Below are 17,777 nucleotides of genomic sequence, written 5' to 3'. Positions count from 1 at the left end.
ACTTAGCGGCATTGGAGCGCTGGATATGGCGGGGCATAAGCTGGAGACCCGCAAAAACCGGGTAATTTTTGGCGAAGTGGGCCGGCTTGATGACGTCGAGGTTGCGGGGCACACCAAGGGTATCATTCGGACCGATTTCCACGATACCCGTCGTTGATTTCGCCGGTTTTGCCGACTTTCAGGCAGAGTCAGCCTGCGGTTTCTAGACGCTCGTGGAAGATCAGCCAATTGAAGTTGTAGGCCAGGTTGCAAAGGGTCAGTTTCGCCTCAGCGCGGGCGAGGCCGATGGTGCGGATGAACAGGTTAAGCCGGTTTTTCTGATGCGCGAAGACATGCTCAACATGCGCACGGATCAAGGATTTGGCGGCATTGGCCCGCGCAGTTGCCTTCGACATCGGCTTGCCCATGGGTTTGCGCCGATGAATACGGGACGTGAGCATCTGGTCCGACAGCCAATTCTCGTTGCGCCTGGATCGATAGGCACTGTCTGCCCAGACCTCGGAACTGGTATTGTTCGTGCTGACGACCTGCCGGAGAAGACGCCCGTCTGCCGCTGACGCCGAAGTCACCGCCATGCCTCGGATGAAGCCGAAGCGTCGGTCGATGCTGATGTGGGATTTGTAGCCGAAGACCGGCAGGGCGATCATGGGGGCGGCGTCCCATCTGCCCGATACCGGACTTTTCCGCCGACCTTGGGTGTCCAGCGTGCGTCGGTATCCTTCTGTGCTGCCTTGTTCGGCTCGTCCGGCCAAATGTCGCTGGCGCTCTTCCCTGACTTGTTGATCGCTTCGCGTTCGCCCTCGGTGTTTCGCTGTCTTGGCGCAGGCACCAGCGAGGCGTCCACGATCTGCCCGGACATTGGAATGTAGCCCTTGTTCTGGAGTTGCCAGTCAAAGGCCTTCATCAACCGCCTGAGCGTTCCCGTTTCGGTCAGGCGATTGCGAAAATGCCGGATCATGTTCTCGTCCGGCGTTCGATCCCCGAGCGACAGCCCCAGAAATCGCAGCCAACTTAGCCGATCGCGGATCATGAACTCCATCCGGGTGTCTGACAGATTATGCTGCGCCTGCAGGATCAGGGCCTTGAACATCATCATCGGATCGAATGGTGGGCAGCCGCCTTTGCTACCATCGCCACACCCAAGCACTTCGACCAGCCACGCCCGGAAATACTCGAAATCCACCGTCTCCTGCAAAACCTCAAGCGGATCGCCCTCTTTGCTCAATGCATCAAGGTGACGCTCAAACTGAACAGGGACTTGGGACCCATAGCAGGCCTCCGTGATCGCGTAACTTCGATGAATCATCATAGCCGTCCAAACGCTACCAGTTTTTGCGGGTCTCCAGCTTGAGATGTGGCTTTTTTCTGTGAACCTTTGAGACGAAACCCTCTTTGTCCATGAAGTCCTCATTCGCTTTCTAGCGATAGGTCGTGTCAGCCCAGACCGTTGAAGCCGTATTGGTTTTATCCAACAGCCCCTCTCTCAATCGCGCACCATCACCGGCGGCCGCATCCGTCGTCTTGCATTTCCGGATGAACCGGAACTTCCGGTCGATGGAAATTGTAGCCAAAGAACGGGATAGCGAGATCGCTGGACGGCTTGTCCTGCCAGTCCTGCGGGATTAGTCCCTCTTGAAGATCCGCTTTATCTCCATTGTATTGCGCCGCTTTGAAGCAGCCACCAGCATTGCGTCCACGATCTGGCCTGACATCGGTAGATAACCGACGTTCCGCCAGGTCACATCAAGTCGACCAAAAGTCTTTCAATAGCATCAGCTGTTTGTTTCAGGCGTTGGCGAAACAGCTAGACTGTTTTTGCATCAAGCACGCGGTTCGCATAGGCTCAACTCAAGGAAACGCATAAAGAAAAGGCGTCCGTTGATCAGGTATTCTGTCTGCTCATTATGAAAATTATTCAGCGTCTGGATGACCGGAACTTTAAAAATCAACACGGAATCATACGGAGAATGGCCACCTTTGCTTTTCTCAGCATTATATTATTAACAAAAATCAATGTTATCGATAAAATTAAAATAATATTATATTCAATCATGTTCTATAATTCCAGAATGTCTAAGACAATCGAGAAGTTTGTTGAAATCTTTTTCTGTTGGTGGGGATTGTATGTTTTCAAATTTTGATTGAGAAACGATGTCTGTGGTCCATTTCTCTTGCCGAATAACAGGAGCTAGGCTGTCTCTTACTCCGTAAGTATTTTGGTGATAATGATTGGATCCACCTGCAGATACAGAAGCGCAATAGAGGTCATAGTCCGTAACATATGGCATAAAGCGCTCACAGCCTCCAGTAGCTTTTGTCGAGTCTGCAATACAAAGATTATAAACGCAGAGCAGTGTATTTTCTTCAAGCTTAATGAAAGGGTTGTAACATCCCCCAAAACGAGGAATATGCATATCAAATATTTCTATAAACCCACCTCCTAAAATGACAGAACCCGCATCAGGCTTCCAGTCAGAGCGAGGGATAGAAATTGTTAGTCGCGTATCTTTTAAGGTAATGCTGAAAAATAAAGTTTCACTAGGATTAATATTATATCCTGTGTCAATATAGATTGGAGAATTTGTGTGGTGCCTGCCTTCTAATGACACTATAATGCGATTTTTTTCCAAAAGAATTTTGCAAAAATCTTGGTGATTGTATTCTGATTTTTTTGAGAGTGGAAAGCTGAAAGATTTTGGGGAGCTACCAAATGAGAAGCCTATCGACCAATCTGTGCACGCATTAGCAAGAATACCACTTTCTGTAGAACAGGCTGGAAATTGCCATACATTATTTTCTACCTCCAGCAGGTGGTCGAATGCAGGAAGGGAGGTCCCACTTTTAGGAATAACTCTGGTAAGCGACATTTCGCAGGGATCGTAACCATCGCGTATCATGCGATGCCAACGGCCAAAATCTAAATAGCCTATATCTTTCCAGCGAGCGTAACTGCGCGTATAGTTTTGAGCCATCATCCTACCTATTTGACCATCTATAGTATTATAGTCCCCTATCGAAGAACCATATGATGGTAAATAAGTAACGCAAAGAAGGATGTCACAAAAAGGGACTTCTTTTTTTATACGATCTATTACGAAATCCATGCTTTTTGTATTAAGTCCATCTGAATCATTTCCTCCAAACCATAGCACAATGACATCAGGAGCGAGGGAAATAATATAGTCAAGCCAGTTTTTTGTGCTTGGAGCGCCCCACCATGGTGGGCAGGCGGTGTTTTCTGCTAAATCTTTCCAACGAGTTGCTGGTATTGCTAAATTATAAAAATTTATCGACGCTAATGGGTTTTGTTTTTTTATCTCGTCAGACCATGCGTGTGTTGGGCTTTCAGAGGGTGATACAATATCTGCTCCGATAGAAAGAATACTATCACCTGAAAAAACCCAGTTTACAGGCTTTTTAAGTTTTATCTTGCGATGAAAGTGTTTTAAGTGGTGACTTTCTAGAGTTGGGCGAAATAAGCGAGGGAAAGGTAAATGGTCCGGATTGCATATACGATTACGTGCATTAACGAGCGTTGCATTGCCGCGCAATACAACGCGGCTTAAAGCGCGCATTAAATCATTACTATCATCACCTGGTATAACAATATTTTTATTAAGGTTTAAAATCTTTAAATTATTCTCTTGGATCTGGTATGCATTTTGAATAATCCAATTGGAGGTTTGCTTGGAATATAATTCTGGTGAAAATGTATGCAAAATTATGTCTCCTAGTCACTGCATTATTACAAAATAATGTTTTTAGAAAATCAATCCGATTAGCTATAAGCCAATCGAGCATCGAATTGAATTATTAAAATATTCTGGAATTTCTACGAATTGATATTCTTCACTATTGAAATAAAAGAATCCTTCATCATCTTTTTGGCTATTTTTTTCAAGTTTATTTATTTTTTCGTCAAAATTAAAAGGGTCTAAAATCCCATTAGATAGCATATCAAGAACAGGTTTGAACGTGCTCGAGAAAAATACTTCCAGTGAAGTATGGTGATGAGATTTAGTCATTTCCTGTTCATTTTGCCAAATATTTTTTTTGTTCTTTGTATGCCTTGTCATTGCAGTCTCATAATCAAAAAGCTTCAAGTGAAAATTAAATAAATCCGGATCTATTTTCTGAGGATTTTTGGTATAGTGTAAGCCAGGAGACCAGGTGAGTGGAAGTCGGCTAATTAGAGTTTTTGTTTCAAAGCTATTGAAAATAGCGTAGTGTCTTTGAGAAATAATGGGCTGATTAAAATCCATAGGTGGCTCACGGTCTATTGCATGGACTATATTTAAGCCTATGGCAGTTGCATAGTCAGAAAGACCATTTTGAATATAATCTTTAAGGTTTCTGTATTTTTGAGGGTTCGCAACTAAAATTTCATCACAATCCGAAACGACAGTACAGTCATAATAACGAACTAATGTATTTTGGAGTGCTGACAAAGCAAAAGATTTATTTGCATCATCAAATAAAATTTTTGGTAAATTGATGACGTTAATTCCATCCAAATTGATGGAAGGTTTTTGATCTGAACCAGAATCAATAATAAACAGGTTTTCTCTACCAAACTCTCGGCCGTAATGATCAACCCAAATCGCAAGGTTAATATCTTCATTGAAAATATAAGTAACTGCAGCTGCTTTCATAATATTCCTCATGGGCCGTTTTTTGATCGAATTTGGGGTTTCTAGTATATGTTCAGGGGAAGGTACAAGGCTTGTTTAAATCATCACAAATCTCTGCATTTAGCATTTTTTAGTAAAAGGAGGAGCCTAAGAATATTAATCTACGGCATCATGAAATTTACTTTATTTCCTCTACAAAGCTTCATCGCCTGTTTCACGGGTCCTGATTCTTACGACATGATTGATTTCACTTATAAAAATTTTCCCGTCACCAATTTTACCCGTATGAGCGGTATCCAAGATGGTCTCAATGACCTGATCTGCCAGAGCATCGGAAACTGCAATCTCGACTTTAATCTTTGGGAGAAAACTGATGCGATACTCCGCGCCACGGTAAATTTCTGTCTGTCCTTTCTGGCGGCCAAAACCTTTAACTTCAGAGACTGTCAGTCCCTGAATGCCCAGCGGCGCAAGAGCTTCACGGACATCATCAAGCTTGAAGGGCTTTATAATCGCGGTCACCAGCTTCATGAAATCCACATCCTTGTCTTTTTTGCAGGCTGAAGGCCGAAGATAACCGCCATACTCAGCCTCTATATAGGTGTTGCATACGCAAATATGCCAGATTTTTGGCTGGTTGACGAGCCTCCCTCTCTGGCCTTTCTGCTGGGGTGGGATAAAAGAAGGATGGTTTTTTGCTCGTGGTCAGTTTTCCGGCCTTTGTCAGCGAGCACTGTGTATGAGGGATAACGTCAATGGCTGCCACGTCTGCATCTGCTTTTCAGAATGCTGTCACGTCTTCGCATCCGCCAGTGCAGGGTGTCGATGTGTGCATTATCGGAGCTGGCCCTGTAGGGGGTTCTCTGGCGTGTCGCCTAGCGGTGGAAGGCATACGGGTTGCTATTGTTGACCGTGCCGATCTGCCTCCTATGGAACATCCTGATTTTGATGGTCGGGCTTATGCCATTGCCGCCGGTCCCAAAAAACTTCTGGAAGAAGCGGGGATCTGGGATGTCCTGCCACTTCCCGCCGGTCCGATTGAAGATATTCTTGTAACAGATGGTCGGCCAGGAGAGCCTGCATCTTCACTCTTCCTAGAGTTTACGCGGGAAGATGCCCATCAGCCTTTTGGCTGGATGGTCGAGGCGCGGGCTTTACGTGTGGCTTTGAATGCCCAGCTTCATACGATGCCTAACATTACGGTGCTGGCCCCCACAGAAGCTAAAGTAGTCAGGAAGGCAGAGGGTGCCGATATCCACCTGAAAGACGGACGTTCATTCAAAGCGTCTTTGGTTGTTGCTGCAGATGGACGAAAAAGTCGTTTGCGGGCGGAAGCAGGAATTCCGCTGACAAAATTGTCGTACGGACAAACGGCCATTGTTTGCGCAATTGCGCATGAATTCCCGCACGATAATGGAGCTTTGGAGCATTTTCTGCCAGCAGGACCATTCGCGCAGCTGCCGATGGCCGGCACCGAAGAGCACCCTTATCTTTCCGCGATTGTCTGGAGCGACAAAGATGCTCTGGCTCAGCGTTTTGCTGATTTGCCAGATGATATGTTTGCTCGGGAAGTCGAACGGCGGATGGGCAGTAACCGGCTGGGAAAAGTGACACCGGTTGGTCGCCGTTGGGTTTACCCTCTCTCAGCACAATATGCGCAACGTTATACGGATACCCGATTGCTGCTGGTCGGGGATGCTGCCCACGGTATTCACCCGATTGCAGGGCAGGGGCTCAATCTGGGCTTCCGGGATATCATCGCTCTTAGCGATATTTTGATCACAGCGCATGCCAAAGGTGAAGATCTGGGAGCGCCAGCCTTGTTGGCGCGCTATCAGGCTCGTTGTCGCCCTGCCAATATGCTCATGCTCGCGGCAACCGATGCGCTGGATAGGCTGTTTAGCAATGATAACCCCGTAATCCGGCTCGCCCGTGATATCGGGATCGCTGGCGTTCATCGTCTCCCAAAATTGAGAAAGGCCTTTGTAAAGCACGCCATGGGGCTTTAAAGCAGGACGATAACGGCAGAAGCCAGCTGCTTTCTAAAAGAAAGGACCTGCGTATGAACAGGCCGCACGTGTCTTCTATTCTCTCCAGCCATTTTGATGAATTCAGTCTGTGTTCGCCAAAACTGGACCTCCTGTGGCAGGAAATGGTTGAGCAGGCGTGTGTGTGTCATGACCCCCTTGTGCGAGGGTTGCTGGCGACCGGAATACGAAGCCACGCAGATTTTGCCTCTGCTTTAGCAGCTTTGCTGGGGCGGAAACTGGGGGACAGATCTGTCGCTGCGGATGCTCTGGCAGAGCTGGTGAAAGAAGGCTTTGACGCGCAGCCGGAGATTGTTTGTGCTGCGGCAGCAGATATGGTGGCTATTCGTGAGCGAGATCCGGCATGCCCTGATTATGTGACGCCATTTCTGTTTTTCAAAGGCTTCCACGCGGTTCAGAGTTATCGCGTCGCACACTGGCTCTGGCGTGCTGGACGACGCCATCTGGCATTACATTTACAGAGCCGCGGTTCTGAATTGTTCGGTGTCGATATTCATCCTGCCGCTCGTCTGGGACGTCGTATCCTCTTTGATCACGGAACGGGCATTGTGGTGGGGGAGACCTCTATCATTGAAGATGATGTGTCCATCCTGCAGGAAGTCACTCTGGGAGGGACGGGGAAACATTCCGGAGATCGTCATCCCAAGGTGCGGCGCGGCGTATTGATTGGCGCTGGGGCGAAGGTACTGGGAAATATCGAAATTGGCGAAGGGGCTAAAATTGGAGCGGGATCCATTGTTCTGGAGTCCGTGCCAGCCTTTACGACGGTTGTGGGAAATCCGGCACGCAGGGTAGGCACCCGACATTCTGGCATGCCGGCCTTAAGCATGGACCAGATGCTTCCTCCCATTGATTACATTATCTAGAGAAAAACCCCCGCATCTTGGTGGATGCGGGGGTTTTTTATATCAGGCTTTCTTGATGTGAAGTGGTAGCATTGGCACTTCGTCACCATCCAGAATGAACCGCCTGATACCATTCTCAGGTGCAATTTCCCGGAATCCAGCCCGCAGATAAACTTCCCGACATGGGGTGTTGTCCGGTGTTTCTTTAATCGTGGCTATGATGTCTGTTTCACCTGTATGGGCGGACCGCAGGAGTTTGACCGCTTCCGCAACGACAAACTCTTCCACTTCCATCCCCAGAACGCGGCAACTCATAACGTATTGCGTGATTTCTGTGCCTTTCAGGTAAAGAACGCCGACAAGGCCATATTCGGTGAATTTGTCTTTGACCTTGAATGCAAGAATTTTACCGCCAGTCTTGAGGAAATCGGCAATCTTTTCAAAAGACCAGCGCTGTCCGTTCGTGTTGAACTGATTGGTTTTATTGGTCAGTTCCAATGCGCGACCAAACTCAGCCTGGTCTGTGCTGGTGATGTCGATGAACGAGACCTCGCAGTGAAGAGACGCAAGGAACTCAGACCTGTCCATGGTGGAACGGGTTTCTTCACGTTCAATCTGGCCGCGGATCATCTCCTCACGCTTGCCAGATTCTTCTGTCATGCGTGCAATCTGAGTCTCAGCAGACCACAGGAGAATACGGCGGGTCAGGTAAGGATTGCCGCCGATAACCCGAACATCCGGCAGAGCAGATGCAACAGCGGCACGTTCTACAGGGTTGTCATCAACAAAAACCACGCTCTTTGGCTTGATGTTGAATTCTTTGCAGATTTCAGAAATGTTCTGGGCCTTGGGCGTCCAGTTGATTTTGACGGACGAGAAATCATCCAGAGAAATCAGCTTGGGCTCAATGACGTCATCCCATCTGTTTTTAACGTAGTCATAGTCATTTTTGGAGCAGATCGCGACAAGGATGCCGCGGGCGCGCAGGTAGTGGATGGCTTCCCAGATTCCGAGAGGCCAGCCATCCGTCCGGGGCCAGGGTTGCGCTTCCGGGCGATAATGTTCGGCAATCTGGCCTCGCCACAGTGTGTTATCCAGATCAAACACAACAGCCTTGACCTGATCGACCTGTTTTGTAGTGCGGTAAGCCGTGACCATCTGACGGAAGATGGCATCAAGAAACTCGTCTTTTTTAACAGGGTAGACTGTTTCCAGAGGGGGAATGGGTTCATTTCTGGCAATAGAACCAAAATCATCCCAGTCCTGATAGGTCACAGCGCCATGCGAATAGAAATAAACGAGGTCATCCAGAATATAACGCTTACCAATTGTTGATGCTACGGCGTCAACATTGAGAAGATAGGCGTTTTTATAGCTCGCAACTTTTTCGTTCAGATAGTCATTCAGTCTCTGGACAATCGTTGTCAGATCATTGTTGCTGCCACGTTCATACATGCTGGACGCGGTGCTCATCTGCGGCACAATGAAATTGGAAACGAATGTCAGCAGGCCATGCCGCTCATTGTAGATCATTGCGCTGGAAAGCATGGCATCAATGATGCTGTAAGCGTCCTGCAAGATGGTTTTGGTGAAGCCTTCCTCGTTAAAGCGAAAACCCCAGATAACGCGGTCGCTCAATACAGAGCGTAGCGGGATCTGCAAATATTGGAAGTCATACTCCGAGGCGGGAGAAGGGGGTGCCTCAGGAAGAACACTGACGAAATTATAGGGGATATAGTCAAACTTCGTTTCAGGATGGCGTGCCTGAAGTTGCTCATGATAAAGCGCGGTCAGGCAGGAGCCAACCAGCAGCACTTTTCCGATTTTTATGGGTGTGACTTCAAGGTCAGATGGGAACAGGAATTCAGCATCGGACAGACCTGCGGGAGTCGCTGACGGTTGTGGGGCAGGTTGAATTTCGAGAGGCGCTTTGACCTGCTTTATAACCGGGGGGGTAGTATTATCGGGCAGGATAATAGCATGCTGTTTGAGCATGAAGCGTGTGTCAGGATTTCCTGGATGTTCCAAAATGATTGTAAGAAGCCCTTCAGGGTCTTTAAAGGCTTCGATGGAACGCCACATGACTTCGCCGCCTTCATTTAAAAGCAAAAGACGGTAATTTTCTATACGCCAGGATCGCTCATTAGGATGCGAGTATCCTTTGATTTCTCCTGACGGACTGAGGATCAGTTGGTCAGACAAAGGTGTTCCGTTGGTTGGCCCAAAAACCCAGCGAAAATTAGTAACCGGTGGAGACACAACGGCGGACTGCCCTTGAAAGTTTTTCGTTTTAATCATTATCAACCTACGACGTAAAAACAGACGTGATACTCAGTGAATAGGACAGTGGCTTAGTGCACAGGCTGAAGCAAATTAAGAATTCTGTCCGAAAGAGCTTTATAGACCGGACGGTCAAAGTGGGCACCGCCAAACATTCCATCTTTGGCTAAATCGTCTTCTGTTTTCAGAACATCATTAATATCGATATAGTCAAAGCCATATTTTGTTGCGAGTGGGCGTACCAGAGCGTTGATTTCACCAAAAAATTCAAGAAGCTTATGATCGCGACCAACTGACTGGTTAAGACCAATAATAATAACGCGTTTTTGTGCATTCAGCAGGCGGTTAAACATATAACGCAAGTCACGCAGGAAGATGTCTTTCTGGAAACCTCCAAGGAATGTGAATTCATTCCGGAAGAAGTTCCACTGATCTTCTGAAACATCTTCCACGCCAAATTTGAGTAGTTCGTCATACGTTACAGCGGTGTAGTCGAACTTGTCTTTCGGGCCGCCGGGCAGGTGGTAGGGAAGGCCGAAATGGCCCATCGGGATGATCATCCCCGTTGTTTTGGATTGATAAAGCCCGTGGAAAGATTCCTGCGAGAAAGAAAAGACGTAAACATCAGAGGTCTCAGAAAGAACATCTGTTTCAAAGCGATTGGGAGGAATGCCGGGGAGGCGGGCAACAATTTCCCGGTTTCGTTCGTCTTTCATGTCTTTGCAAAGAGCGACAAAACGCGGTGAGGCAATTATTTCCCAGCCTTCGTAAGCGTAGTTAAGCTCCTCGAGCGTGTTGACTTTTGTACGTAGGAAATTGGACGTCATCATCATATCGCAGGCTCCACGAATACAGACCTGCAGCCGCTTTTCATTGGTGTTTTCTTCAGATGAGCTTTTGTCTACGTCAGCGACAACGGTAATCCAGTCAACAACGGGTGTTTCCAGTTTTGAGCCAACTTTCCCCTGAATTGGAACGTGACGTTCTCCCAGTTTGCGCCACACAAACTGCTCCACCCCCATATTCATGGTTCGGCATGAAAAGAGGAAATGGAGAAATTCATTTTTTCTGGAGAGGTAAAAACCACAAATACCATAATTTCCGTAAGCATCGGCAACTTTTACGTAACCAACATCTGTATCGAAGTCGGCTTCAACTTCTTCCTGAAAACGGAGACGCGCTTCTTCTATGTCTTCAGGCCACCGGTTTTTCGTGAAGTTGAGCTGGTTGGTGCGATTAACCAGATCATGAATGCGTGGAAACTCTGCTTCAACATCGGCATGGAAGCTGACACGAATATCACTTTTGCGTAGGAAAGCTTCGTTGTCGCCACCACTCGCAGACATGTCGTTCTGCTTTGTTTCAAGTACCTGATAGCGTTTGAGGCGGCTTAGGTCGGGGTCGGGTTTACCTGCAAATCTGGGATCATCAAGCAACGTCGCAATGATACTGGGTTCGGCAACATTTAGCTCAGGAACAAAATGCTTAGCCTCATTGAGGTTGGTAACATTATCATCAATGAAAAGTACAGTTTCGGGACGAAGCTGAATTTTTTCAATAATGTCCTGGATGAGCGGCCCTTTAGGGGCCCAGGCGATCCGTGGGAAGACAAAATCATCCCAAACTCCGAGTTGCTCCAGACGTTTCTTTGTGTCTTCAAACGTATTGCGGGAGCAGATGGCATTTACAATGCCTCGGCTGTTAAGGGTTTTAACAATATCAATTGTTTTCTGAATGGGCGTGATTTCACCCTCTGACAAAGTTCCTTGCCAGAATGTATCGTCAAGATCCCAGATTACAAGACGAATACCTTCAGGTTTTTTTTCTTTTTTCTCAGAAACTTGTGGTTCTAAGGAGTGTTCTTTTGTTTCAACAACAGTGGTAATATCTGCTTTTAAAGCACTCAGGCCAAAGAAAACACTCCAGAGTGGATCTTGCTGGGGATAGCTGATGAGAGTTACAGCGCTTCCTGAGTCAAAAATCTGCTCAAAACGCCACATGCAGCGACCATCCGCAGCATGAATTTCCAGAACATCGTCCTTCAATGACCAGGAGTGTTCGTTTTCATGCTCGTATCCTTTAATCAGCCCATCAGCGCCAAATCGCAGAGATGTTGTCAGGGGAGCCAGGTTGAGAGGTCCCCATGTCCATTCCACATCTTCTAAAAACGTTTTGGGAGAAGTGAGTGAATCTGACATTTTATTCCTCTTGGGTAATCAACTAGAGCTTAAAAACAAATTAGATTTTATTCTAAATTATAAAGTGCGGGCTATCCAGCGTTAAAGGTGTGACACTAGGGAGATTGGGTAAAACTATGCGGATAAAAACATATTTAGGATGCGTATAAAGTAATTAAATTGTAAAAAATCTATTTCAAAAGAAAAATATGACTATTTCTATTCGAGAAACCGAAAATAAAAAGGTGGGGACGCTTTGAAGGCGTCCCCACCTTTTAAGGTGTTTTGGGAAATTCTAAGAGTAATAAAATTCTACTCTTAGAAGTCCATGCCACCCATGCTGCCCATGTCAGGGCCGCCAGCCGGAGCGGCTTTCTTTTCGGGGCGTTCTGCAACCATGGCTTCCGTCGTGATCAGCAGGCCAGCAACAGAAGCTGCGTCCTGCAGAGCAGTGCGGACAACCTTGGTCGGGTCGATAATGCCGGCATCAACCAGGTTCTTGTATTCGCCAGCCTGTGCGTCGAAGCCAAAAGCGTAGTCTTTGGATTCCAGCACTTTGTTGGCGATAACCGCACCATCTTCACCAGCGTTATGAGCGATCTGGCGCAGCGGAGCCTGCAGAGCCTTGCGGATGATGTCGCCACCAACGCGCTGATCGTCATTGTGGTAGTGCAGGTGAGACAGGTTGGCAGAAGCGCGAGCCAGAGCCGTGCCACCACCCGGAACGATGCCTTCTTCAACAGCAGCGCGGGTTGCGTGCAGAGCATCGTCAACGCGGTCTTTGCGTTCCTTGACTTCAATTTCCGTGGAGCCACCAACGCGGATCACGGCAACGCCACCAGCCAGTTTGGCCAGACGTTCCTGCAGCTTTTCACGGTCGTAGTCAGAGGAGGTTTCCTCAATCTGCGCACGGATTTGCTTGCAACGGCCCTTGATTTCTTCGGACTTGCCTGCACCATCAACGATGGTCGTGTTTTCTTTGTCGATACGGACTTTTTTAGCCGTGCCGAGCATGGGCAGCGTAACGGTTTCGAGCTTGATGCCGAGGTCTTCGCTGATAACCTGACCACCGGTCAGGATAGCGATGTCTTCCAGCATGGCTTTACGACGGTCACCAAAGCCCGGAGCCTTAACAGCAGCAATTTTCAGGCCACCGCGCAGCTTGTTGACAACCAGAGTTGCCAGAGCTTCACCATCCACGTCTTCTGCAATGATCAGCAGCGGACGACCGGACTGCACAACAGCTTCAAGCAGCGGCAGGATCGGCTGAAGAGAAGACAGCTTCTTTTCATGGATCAGGATGTAGGGGTTTTCCAGATCGGCCGTCATCTTCTCCGTGTTGGTCACGAAGTAGGGGGAGATGTAGCCACGGTCGAACTGCATGCCTTCAACCACGTCCAGCTCGGTCTGGAAGTGCTTGGCTTCTTCAACCGTGATGACGCCTTCGGAGCCAACTTTCTGCATGGCTTCGGAGATCATCTGGCCGATTTCGGCTTCACCGTTAGCGGAGATCGTGCCGACCTGAGCGGTTTCCGCCGGGGTCGTGATCTTCTTGGTGTTCTTCTTCAGTTCCTCAACAACAGCGGAGACAGCTTTGTCGATCCCGCGCTTGAGGTCCATCGGGTTCATGCCGGCAGCAACAGCCTTGTGGCCTTCACGCACGATAGCCTGAGCCAGAACGGTTGCGGTGGTCGTGCCGTCACCAGCGATGTCGTTGGTTTTGGAGGCCACTTCGCGCAGCATCTGTGCGCCCATGTTTTCGAACTTGTCAGCCAGTTCGATTTCTTTGGCAACAGACACACCGTCTTTGGTGATGCGCGGTGCGCCGAAGCTCTTGTCGAGCACAACGTTACGGCCTTTGGGGCCCAGCGTCACTTTTACAGCGTCAGCAAGGATGTCAACGCCACGCAGCATACGCTGGCGAGCGTCACCACCAAACTTTACGTCTTTGGCAGCCATATCAAATTCTCCTGTGAGAGATCAGTTTATAAGGTCGAAAAGCGGATCAGCGCGTCACACTCAGGCGGAAATCACGCCCAGAATGTCGCTTTCTTTCATGATCAGTAGCTCTTCGCCGTCGATCTTCACTTCCGTGCCGGACCATTTGCCGAACAGAACGCGGTCACCGGCCTTGACATCAAGCGCCACAACCTGCCCCTGCTCGTTACGAGCGCCAGGACCTGCGGAAACGACTTCGCCTTCCATCGGCTTTTCTTTAGCCGTGTCAGGGATGATAATGCCGCCAACCGTCTTCTCTTCGCTTTCGAGACGACGAACGACTACTCGGTCGTGTAAAGGACGAAACTTCGTCATTATGGATCGCTCCACATTCTTTTTTTGCTGCGGTGGCGCCCTTGTCAGGAAGCGACACCACCTGCATCTACCGCGCGTAATAAACGCCGCGTTGCGTTAGCACTCCCACCCCGGGAGTGCCAAAACAGGAGATAGGTTTGTCCTCCTCCTGAGTCAAGAAATGTGGAAAACTTTCTTTGACGTTTAATTTTTACCCATAGGGAGTCGAAGCATGGGACAGATGATCACATTGAAAGCGGCAGACGGGCAGGAATTTTCAGCCTACGAAGCCGGACATGCCGACATGCCCTACGCACTGGTTGTGGTGCAGGAAATTTTTGGCGTGAACAGCCATATCCGCCATGTGTGCGATACTTTTGCCGAGCATGGTTTTCACGTTATCGCTCCCGCGTTGTTTGATCGCGCCGAGCCGGATGTGGAGCTGGGCTACGAAAAAGCCGATATTCAGAGTGGGCTGGCACTGCGGAGCCGGATTCCGCTGGCGGAAACGCTGCGGGACCTGGAAGCCGCAGCGGCTGCTCTGAACGCAGCAAAGGTTGGTATTATCGGCTATTGCTGGGGTGGCCTGCTGGCGTGGGAAGCGGCCTCCCAGACCAGCAGTTTTGCGGTTGCTGTCGGCTGGTATGGCGGCGGCATTGCCGCACGGATTGATGAGACTCCGCGCTGCCCTGTTCAGCTGCATTTTGGTGAGGCGGACACCACTATTCCACACACAGATGTGAGTACTATTCGGTCCGCTCACCCTGAGATTGAAATTTATATGTATGACGGCGCCGGGCACGGCTTTGGCTGCTCCCAGCGGGCTTCGTTTGATCTGGATGCCTACGAACTGGCGCAGAAACGCAGTGTTGCCTTTCTGGAAGCGCATCTGCGGTCTCATGCCCGGCACGGAGCGCCGGCAGAGGGTATTTTGATTGACAAGACCGCATCTTCGTGACCCGATAAGTACATCCTGTAACCGGCCATATGGTTGTCCGGTAGGAGATATCAGGGAAAGTTACCCGCCTATGCCGACCGGTACAGTTAAATGGTTTAATGCCACTAAAGGCTTTGGTTTCATCGCACCTGACGATGGGGGCAAGGATGTCTTCGTTCATATCACAGCTGTGCAGGCTGCTGGTCTGCGTGGTCTGAATGAGAACGAAAAAGTCTCATACGAACTCGTGACCGAGCGTGGTAAAGTTGCCGCGACTGAACTTAAGCCGATCTAAGTCGGCTTAAGACGAAAGGCTGCAAAGCCCGGACGTGCGTTTTGGTCTGCCTGTTTGGTCTGCTTATTGGGGTCCAGCTGGCAGCCGGACTGCGCGGTTTTATAAAAACGCTCTGATTTCCCGCGCTGCATCTGCCAGCCCCAGACGTCGCACTTCCGCTCCGGGAGGAAAAGCCGACAGCAGACGCGATGGCGTGCGGCGATCCAGTAATACAAAGACGCCTTTGTCTGACTGGCTTCTGATGAGCCGTCCAAAGGCCTGCCGCAACCGCAGGCGTGCAATCCGGTCATCATATCCCGTGGTATCACCCCCAGAGAGGTGAATACGGCGTTCTCTGTGCAGAATGTCCGGACGTGGCCACGGCACTCGTTCAAACACAACCAGACGCAGGGCATTGCCCGGAACGTCTACCCCGTCGCGCATGGCATCCGTGCCCAGCAGGCAGGCATGTTCCTCGGTGCGGAAAATATCCACCAGCGTGGCGTTATCCATCGCATCGACATGCTGGGCGTAAAGCGGCAGACCCTGGTCCTCCAGCGCGGGGGCGATGCGGCTATGTACGCCGCGTAACCGGGAGATGGCGGTAAACAGGCCCAGTCCCCCCCCGCCAGAGGCTTCAAACAGCGTGCGATAGGCTGCGGCCAGATCGGCAATGCTGGCGTGGTCCACATCCGTGACAATAAAGGTGCGTGTCTGCCGCGCGTAATCAAACGGGCTGGTCAGGCTGGCGCGAATAGCAGGCGAGGGGAAGTGATTGGCGCCGGTGCGGGCTTCCGCAGCTTCCCATGCGTGTTCGGCTTCTTCTGTTTCCGGCTCATCCTGTCCATGCGTTGCGTCTGACTGATCGCGCAGCGTTGCGGATGTGATGAGCATGCCTTGGGCTGGCATGGCCATGACTGCGGCAAAAGGAATGGTCGGGTCCAGCCAATGGCGGTGGAGACCGACATCATGCTCGCCGGGACGCTGCTGTTGCCGCCTGTCCAGACGGATGAAATGAATATGCGTTGGAGTGGTATCGGCTGGCGGCGGCTGGTCCAGAGCATCCAGCATGGAAATCCACGCATCCAGTCGTGTGATAGCGCGCCGACGAAGGCCACGCACCATGGCTTCAATGCGGCCACGTGTCACGCTGTCCAGAGAGTCCGCGTCATCCTGCAAGCGGGCCTGAAGGCGTTCGGCAAGTGTGCGGAGTGGTTCGGCAATACGGCTGAGTGCGCGAGCCAGAGCCTGTCCGGATTCTGTGAGGTCCGGGATAAGCGGATGCAGATCACATTCCAGTGCGCCATACTGGTGCGTCTGCCGGCGGTCCTCGCTGCGTGCCAGCACTTGTTGGCGGAGGAGGCGCAGGAAGCTCTCAGTCGGGTTTTCCAGAACCGGTTCTGCAAGAACAGGCTGAGGCGGAAAAAGTCCGTCCGGGTCATCAAAAGGGGGTGGCTCGGGCGGTGACGTCTCAGAGGATTCAGCATCCGCCAGCCGGGCAGACCAGCCGGGAGCGGGCAGGGCGTGGGCCGCCATGAGAGCCGCGTCCAGCGGGGCTTCCAGCCGCGGGAACCCAACGACCAGGTCATCCAGCCGTCGTTTCAGACCACGGGCACGCGAGCGACGGCCTTCTGCCCCCAAGAGCCAACGGCGAAGCTCGGCAGCTTCCAGCCCGGAGAGTTCGGCAGAAAACGCCCCGTCGGCTGCGTCGGCCAGATGATGGCCTTCGTCAAAAATATAGCGGGACGGGGTAGCGTCTTCTTCCGTTTCCTCAGCGTCATCGCCCATGGCCGCCTGTGCGTAAGCCGCTTGCGCCATCACCAGTGCATGGTTGGCAATAACCAGATCTGCCTCCCGTGCCCGCCGGATGGTGTGTTCCACAAAACAGCGCTGATAATGTGGGCAGGCCCCATGAATACATTCGCCCCGCCGGTCCGCGACGCCAAAGACACTTCCCTGGCCATACAGATCCCCAAACCAGCCCGGCAGATCGCCCCCCAGCAGATCCCCATCTGCGGTGGCGCGCGTCCATCGGGCCAGCATGGCGAGGGCGATGGTGACACCCGCAAGGCGGGAGGCCGCGCTGTTGACGGCCTCTTCCATGTTCAGCAGGCAGAGATAATTCTCGCGCCCCTTACGCAGCACAATATGGTGGCGGCGCGTGGCGTCATCGGGGAAAAGCCGATGCGTTTCCTGTTCAATCTGGCGTTGCAGGTGACGCGTGTAGGTACTGATCCACACGCTACCGCCATTGCGTTGCGCCCAGACACTGGCGGGGGGGGTATAGCCCAGC

At 50.5% G+C, this 17,777-nt stretch carries 12 protein-coding genes and 2 pseudogenes; 4 read left to right on the top strand and 10 right to left on the bottom strand.

The window, feature by feature from the left end; genetic code table 11:
* Nucleotides 1–188: 188 nt before the first annotated feature.
* The 5 genes and pseudogenes from HK23_RS10705 to HK23_RS10690 form a co-directional block, all read right to left on the bottom strand.
* Nucleotides 189–1,285, bottom strand: a pseudogene (locus HK23_RS10705) (IS5 family transposase).
* A 61-nt stretch (nucleotides 1,286–1,346) separates the two neighbouring features.
* A pseudogene (locus HK23_RS10700) lies at nucleotides 1,347–1,991 on the bottom strand (transposase); the annotation flags it as partial.
* Nucleotides 1,992–2,045: 54 nt separating this feature from the next.
* Nucleotides 2,046–3,719 carry an SGNH/GDSL hydrolase family protein gene (locus tag HK23_RS14370; protein ID WP_143217553.1) on the bottom strand — a complete coding sequence of 558 codons (1,674 nt, stop codon included), beginning with the start codon at nucleotides 3,717–3,719 and terminating at the stop codon, nucleotides 2,046–2,048.
* Between the two features lie 63 nt (nucleotides 3,720–3,782).
* On the bottom strand, nucleotides 3,783–4,652 hold the full coding sequence (locus tag HK23_RS10695; protein ID WP_143217552.1) for a glycosyltransferase family 2 protein: 870 nt from the start codon (nucleotides 4,650–4,652) through the stop codon (nucleotides 3,783–3,785).
* Nucleotides 4,653–4,823: 171 nt separating this feature from the next.
* Complete coding sequence (locus HK23_RS10690; protein ID WP_086653952.1) at nucleotides 4,824–5,162, bottom strand: P-II family nitrogen regulator; 339 nt, start codon at nucleotides 5,160–5,162, stop codon at nucleotides 4,824–4,826.
* A 224-nt stretch (nucleotides 5,163–5,386) separates the two neighbouring features.
* On the opposite strand from HK23_RS10690, the gene HK23_RS10685 reads away from it, so the two are divergent.
* Both HK23_RS10685 and cysE read left to right on the top strand, forming a co-directional pair.
* Entirely contained in the window at nucleotides 5,387–6,640 is a 1,254-nt protein-coding gene (locus tag HK23_RS10685) for a UbiH/UbiF/VisC/COQ6 family ubiquinone biosynthesis hydroxylase (protein ID WP_086653949.1), read from the top strand.
* Between the two features lie 143 nt (nucleotides 6,641–6,783).
* Nucleotides 6,784–7,545: a serine O-acetyltransferase gene (gene cysE / locus HK23_RS10680; RefSeq protein WP_373270328.1), complete on the top strand. Its 762-nt coding sequence runs from the start codon at nucleotides 6,784–6,786 to the stop codon at nucleotides 7,543–7,545.
* A 42-nt stretch (nucleotides 7,546–7,587) separates the two neighbouring features.
* Here cysE and HK23_RS10675 read toward each other — a convergent pair whose 3' ends face one another.
* The 4 genes from HK23_RS10675 to groES all read right to left on the bottom strand — a co-directional run bounded on the left by HK23_RS10675 (nucleotide 7,588) and on the right by groES (nucleotide 14,294).
* Entirely contained in the window at nucleotides 7,588–9,822 is a 2,235-nt protein-coding gene (locus HK23_RS10675) for an HAD-IIIC family phosphatase (RefSeq protein WP_086653947.1), read from the bottom strand.
* A 53-nt stretch (nucleotides 9,823–9,875) separates the two neighbouring features.
* Nucleotides 9,876–12,002, bottom strand: coding sequence for an HAD-IIIC family phosphatase (locus tag HK23_RS10670; protein WP_256940157.1), 2,127 nt, complete (start codon nucleotides 12,000–12,002; stop codon nucleotides 9,876–9,878).
* Between the two features lie 297 nt (nucleotides 12,003–12,299).
* The gene (groL, locus tag HK23_RS10665) at nucleotides 12,300–13,940 is read right to left on the bottom strand and encodes a chaperonin GroEL (RefSeq protein ID WP_086653946.1); all 1,641 of its coding nucleotides are present in this window, start codon (nucleotides 13,938–13,940) and stop codon (nucleotides 12,300–12,302) included.
* A gap of 60 nt (nucleotides 13,941–14,000) precedes the next feature.
* Complete coding sequence (gene groES, locus HK23_RS10660) at nucleotides 14,001–14,294, bottom strand: co-chaperone GroES (RefSeq protein WP_063907375.1); 294 nt, start codon at nucleotides 14,292–14,294, stop codon at nucleotides 14,001–14,003.
* Between the two features lie 211 nt (nucleotides 14,295–14,505).
* On the opposite strand from groES, the gene HK23_RS10655 reads away from it, so the two are divergent.
* Both HK23_RS10655 and HK23_RS10650 read left to right on the top strand, forming a co-directional pair.
* Nucleotides 14,506–15,231 carry a dienelactone hydrolase family protein gene (locus tag HK23_RS10655; RefSeq protein ID WP_086653945.1) on the top strand — a complete coding sequence of 242 codons (726 nt, stop codon included), beginning with the start codon at nucleotides 14,506–14,508 and terminating at the stop codon, nucleotides 15,229–15,231.
* Nucleotides 15,232–15,301: 70 nt separating this feature from the next.
* A complete protein-coding gene (locus HK23_RS10650; RefSeq protein WP_043550519.1) occupies nucleotides 15,302–15,505 on the top strand; it encodes a cold-shock protein in 204 nt (67 codons plus the stop codon).
* Nucleotides 15,506–15,604: 99 nt separating this feature from the next.
* Here the strand turns inward: HK23_RS10650 and HK23_RS10645 are convergent.
* Nucleotides 15,605–17,777 (bottom strand): ATP-dependent DNA helicase (locus tag HK23_RS10645; protein ID WP_143217551.1); only part of this gene is annotated, 2,173 nt, incomplete at its 5' end.

Source organism: Acetobacter malorum (assembly GCF_002153605.1).
GTDB lineage: Bacteria > Pseudomonadota > Alphaproteobacteria > Acetobacterales > Acetobacteraceae > Acetobacter > Acetobacter malorum_A.
Note: the sequence above shows the minus strand (reverse complement) of the source record. Positions and strands in the feature narration are given on the sequence as shown.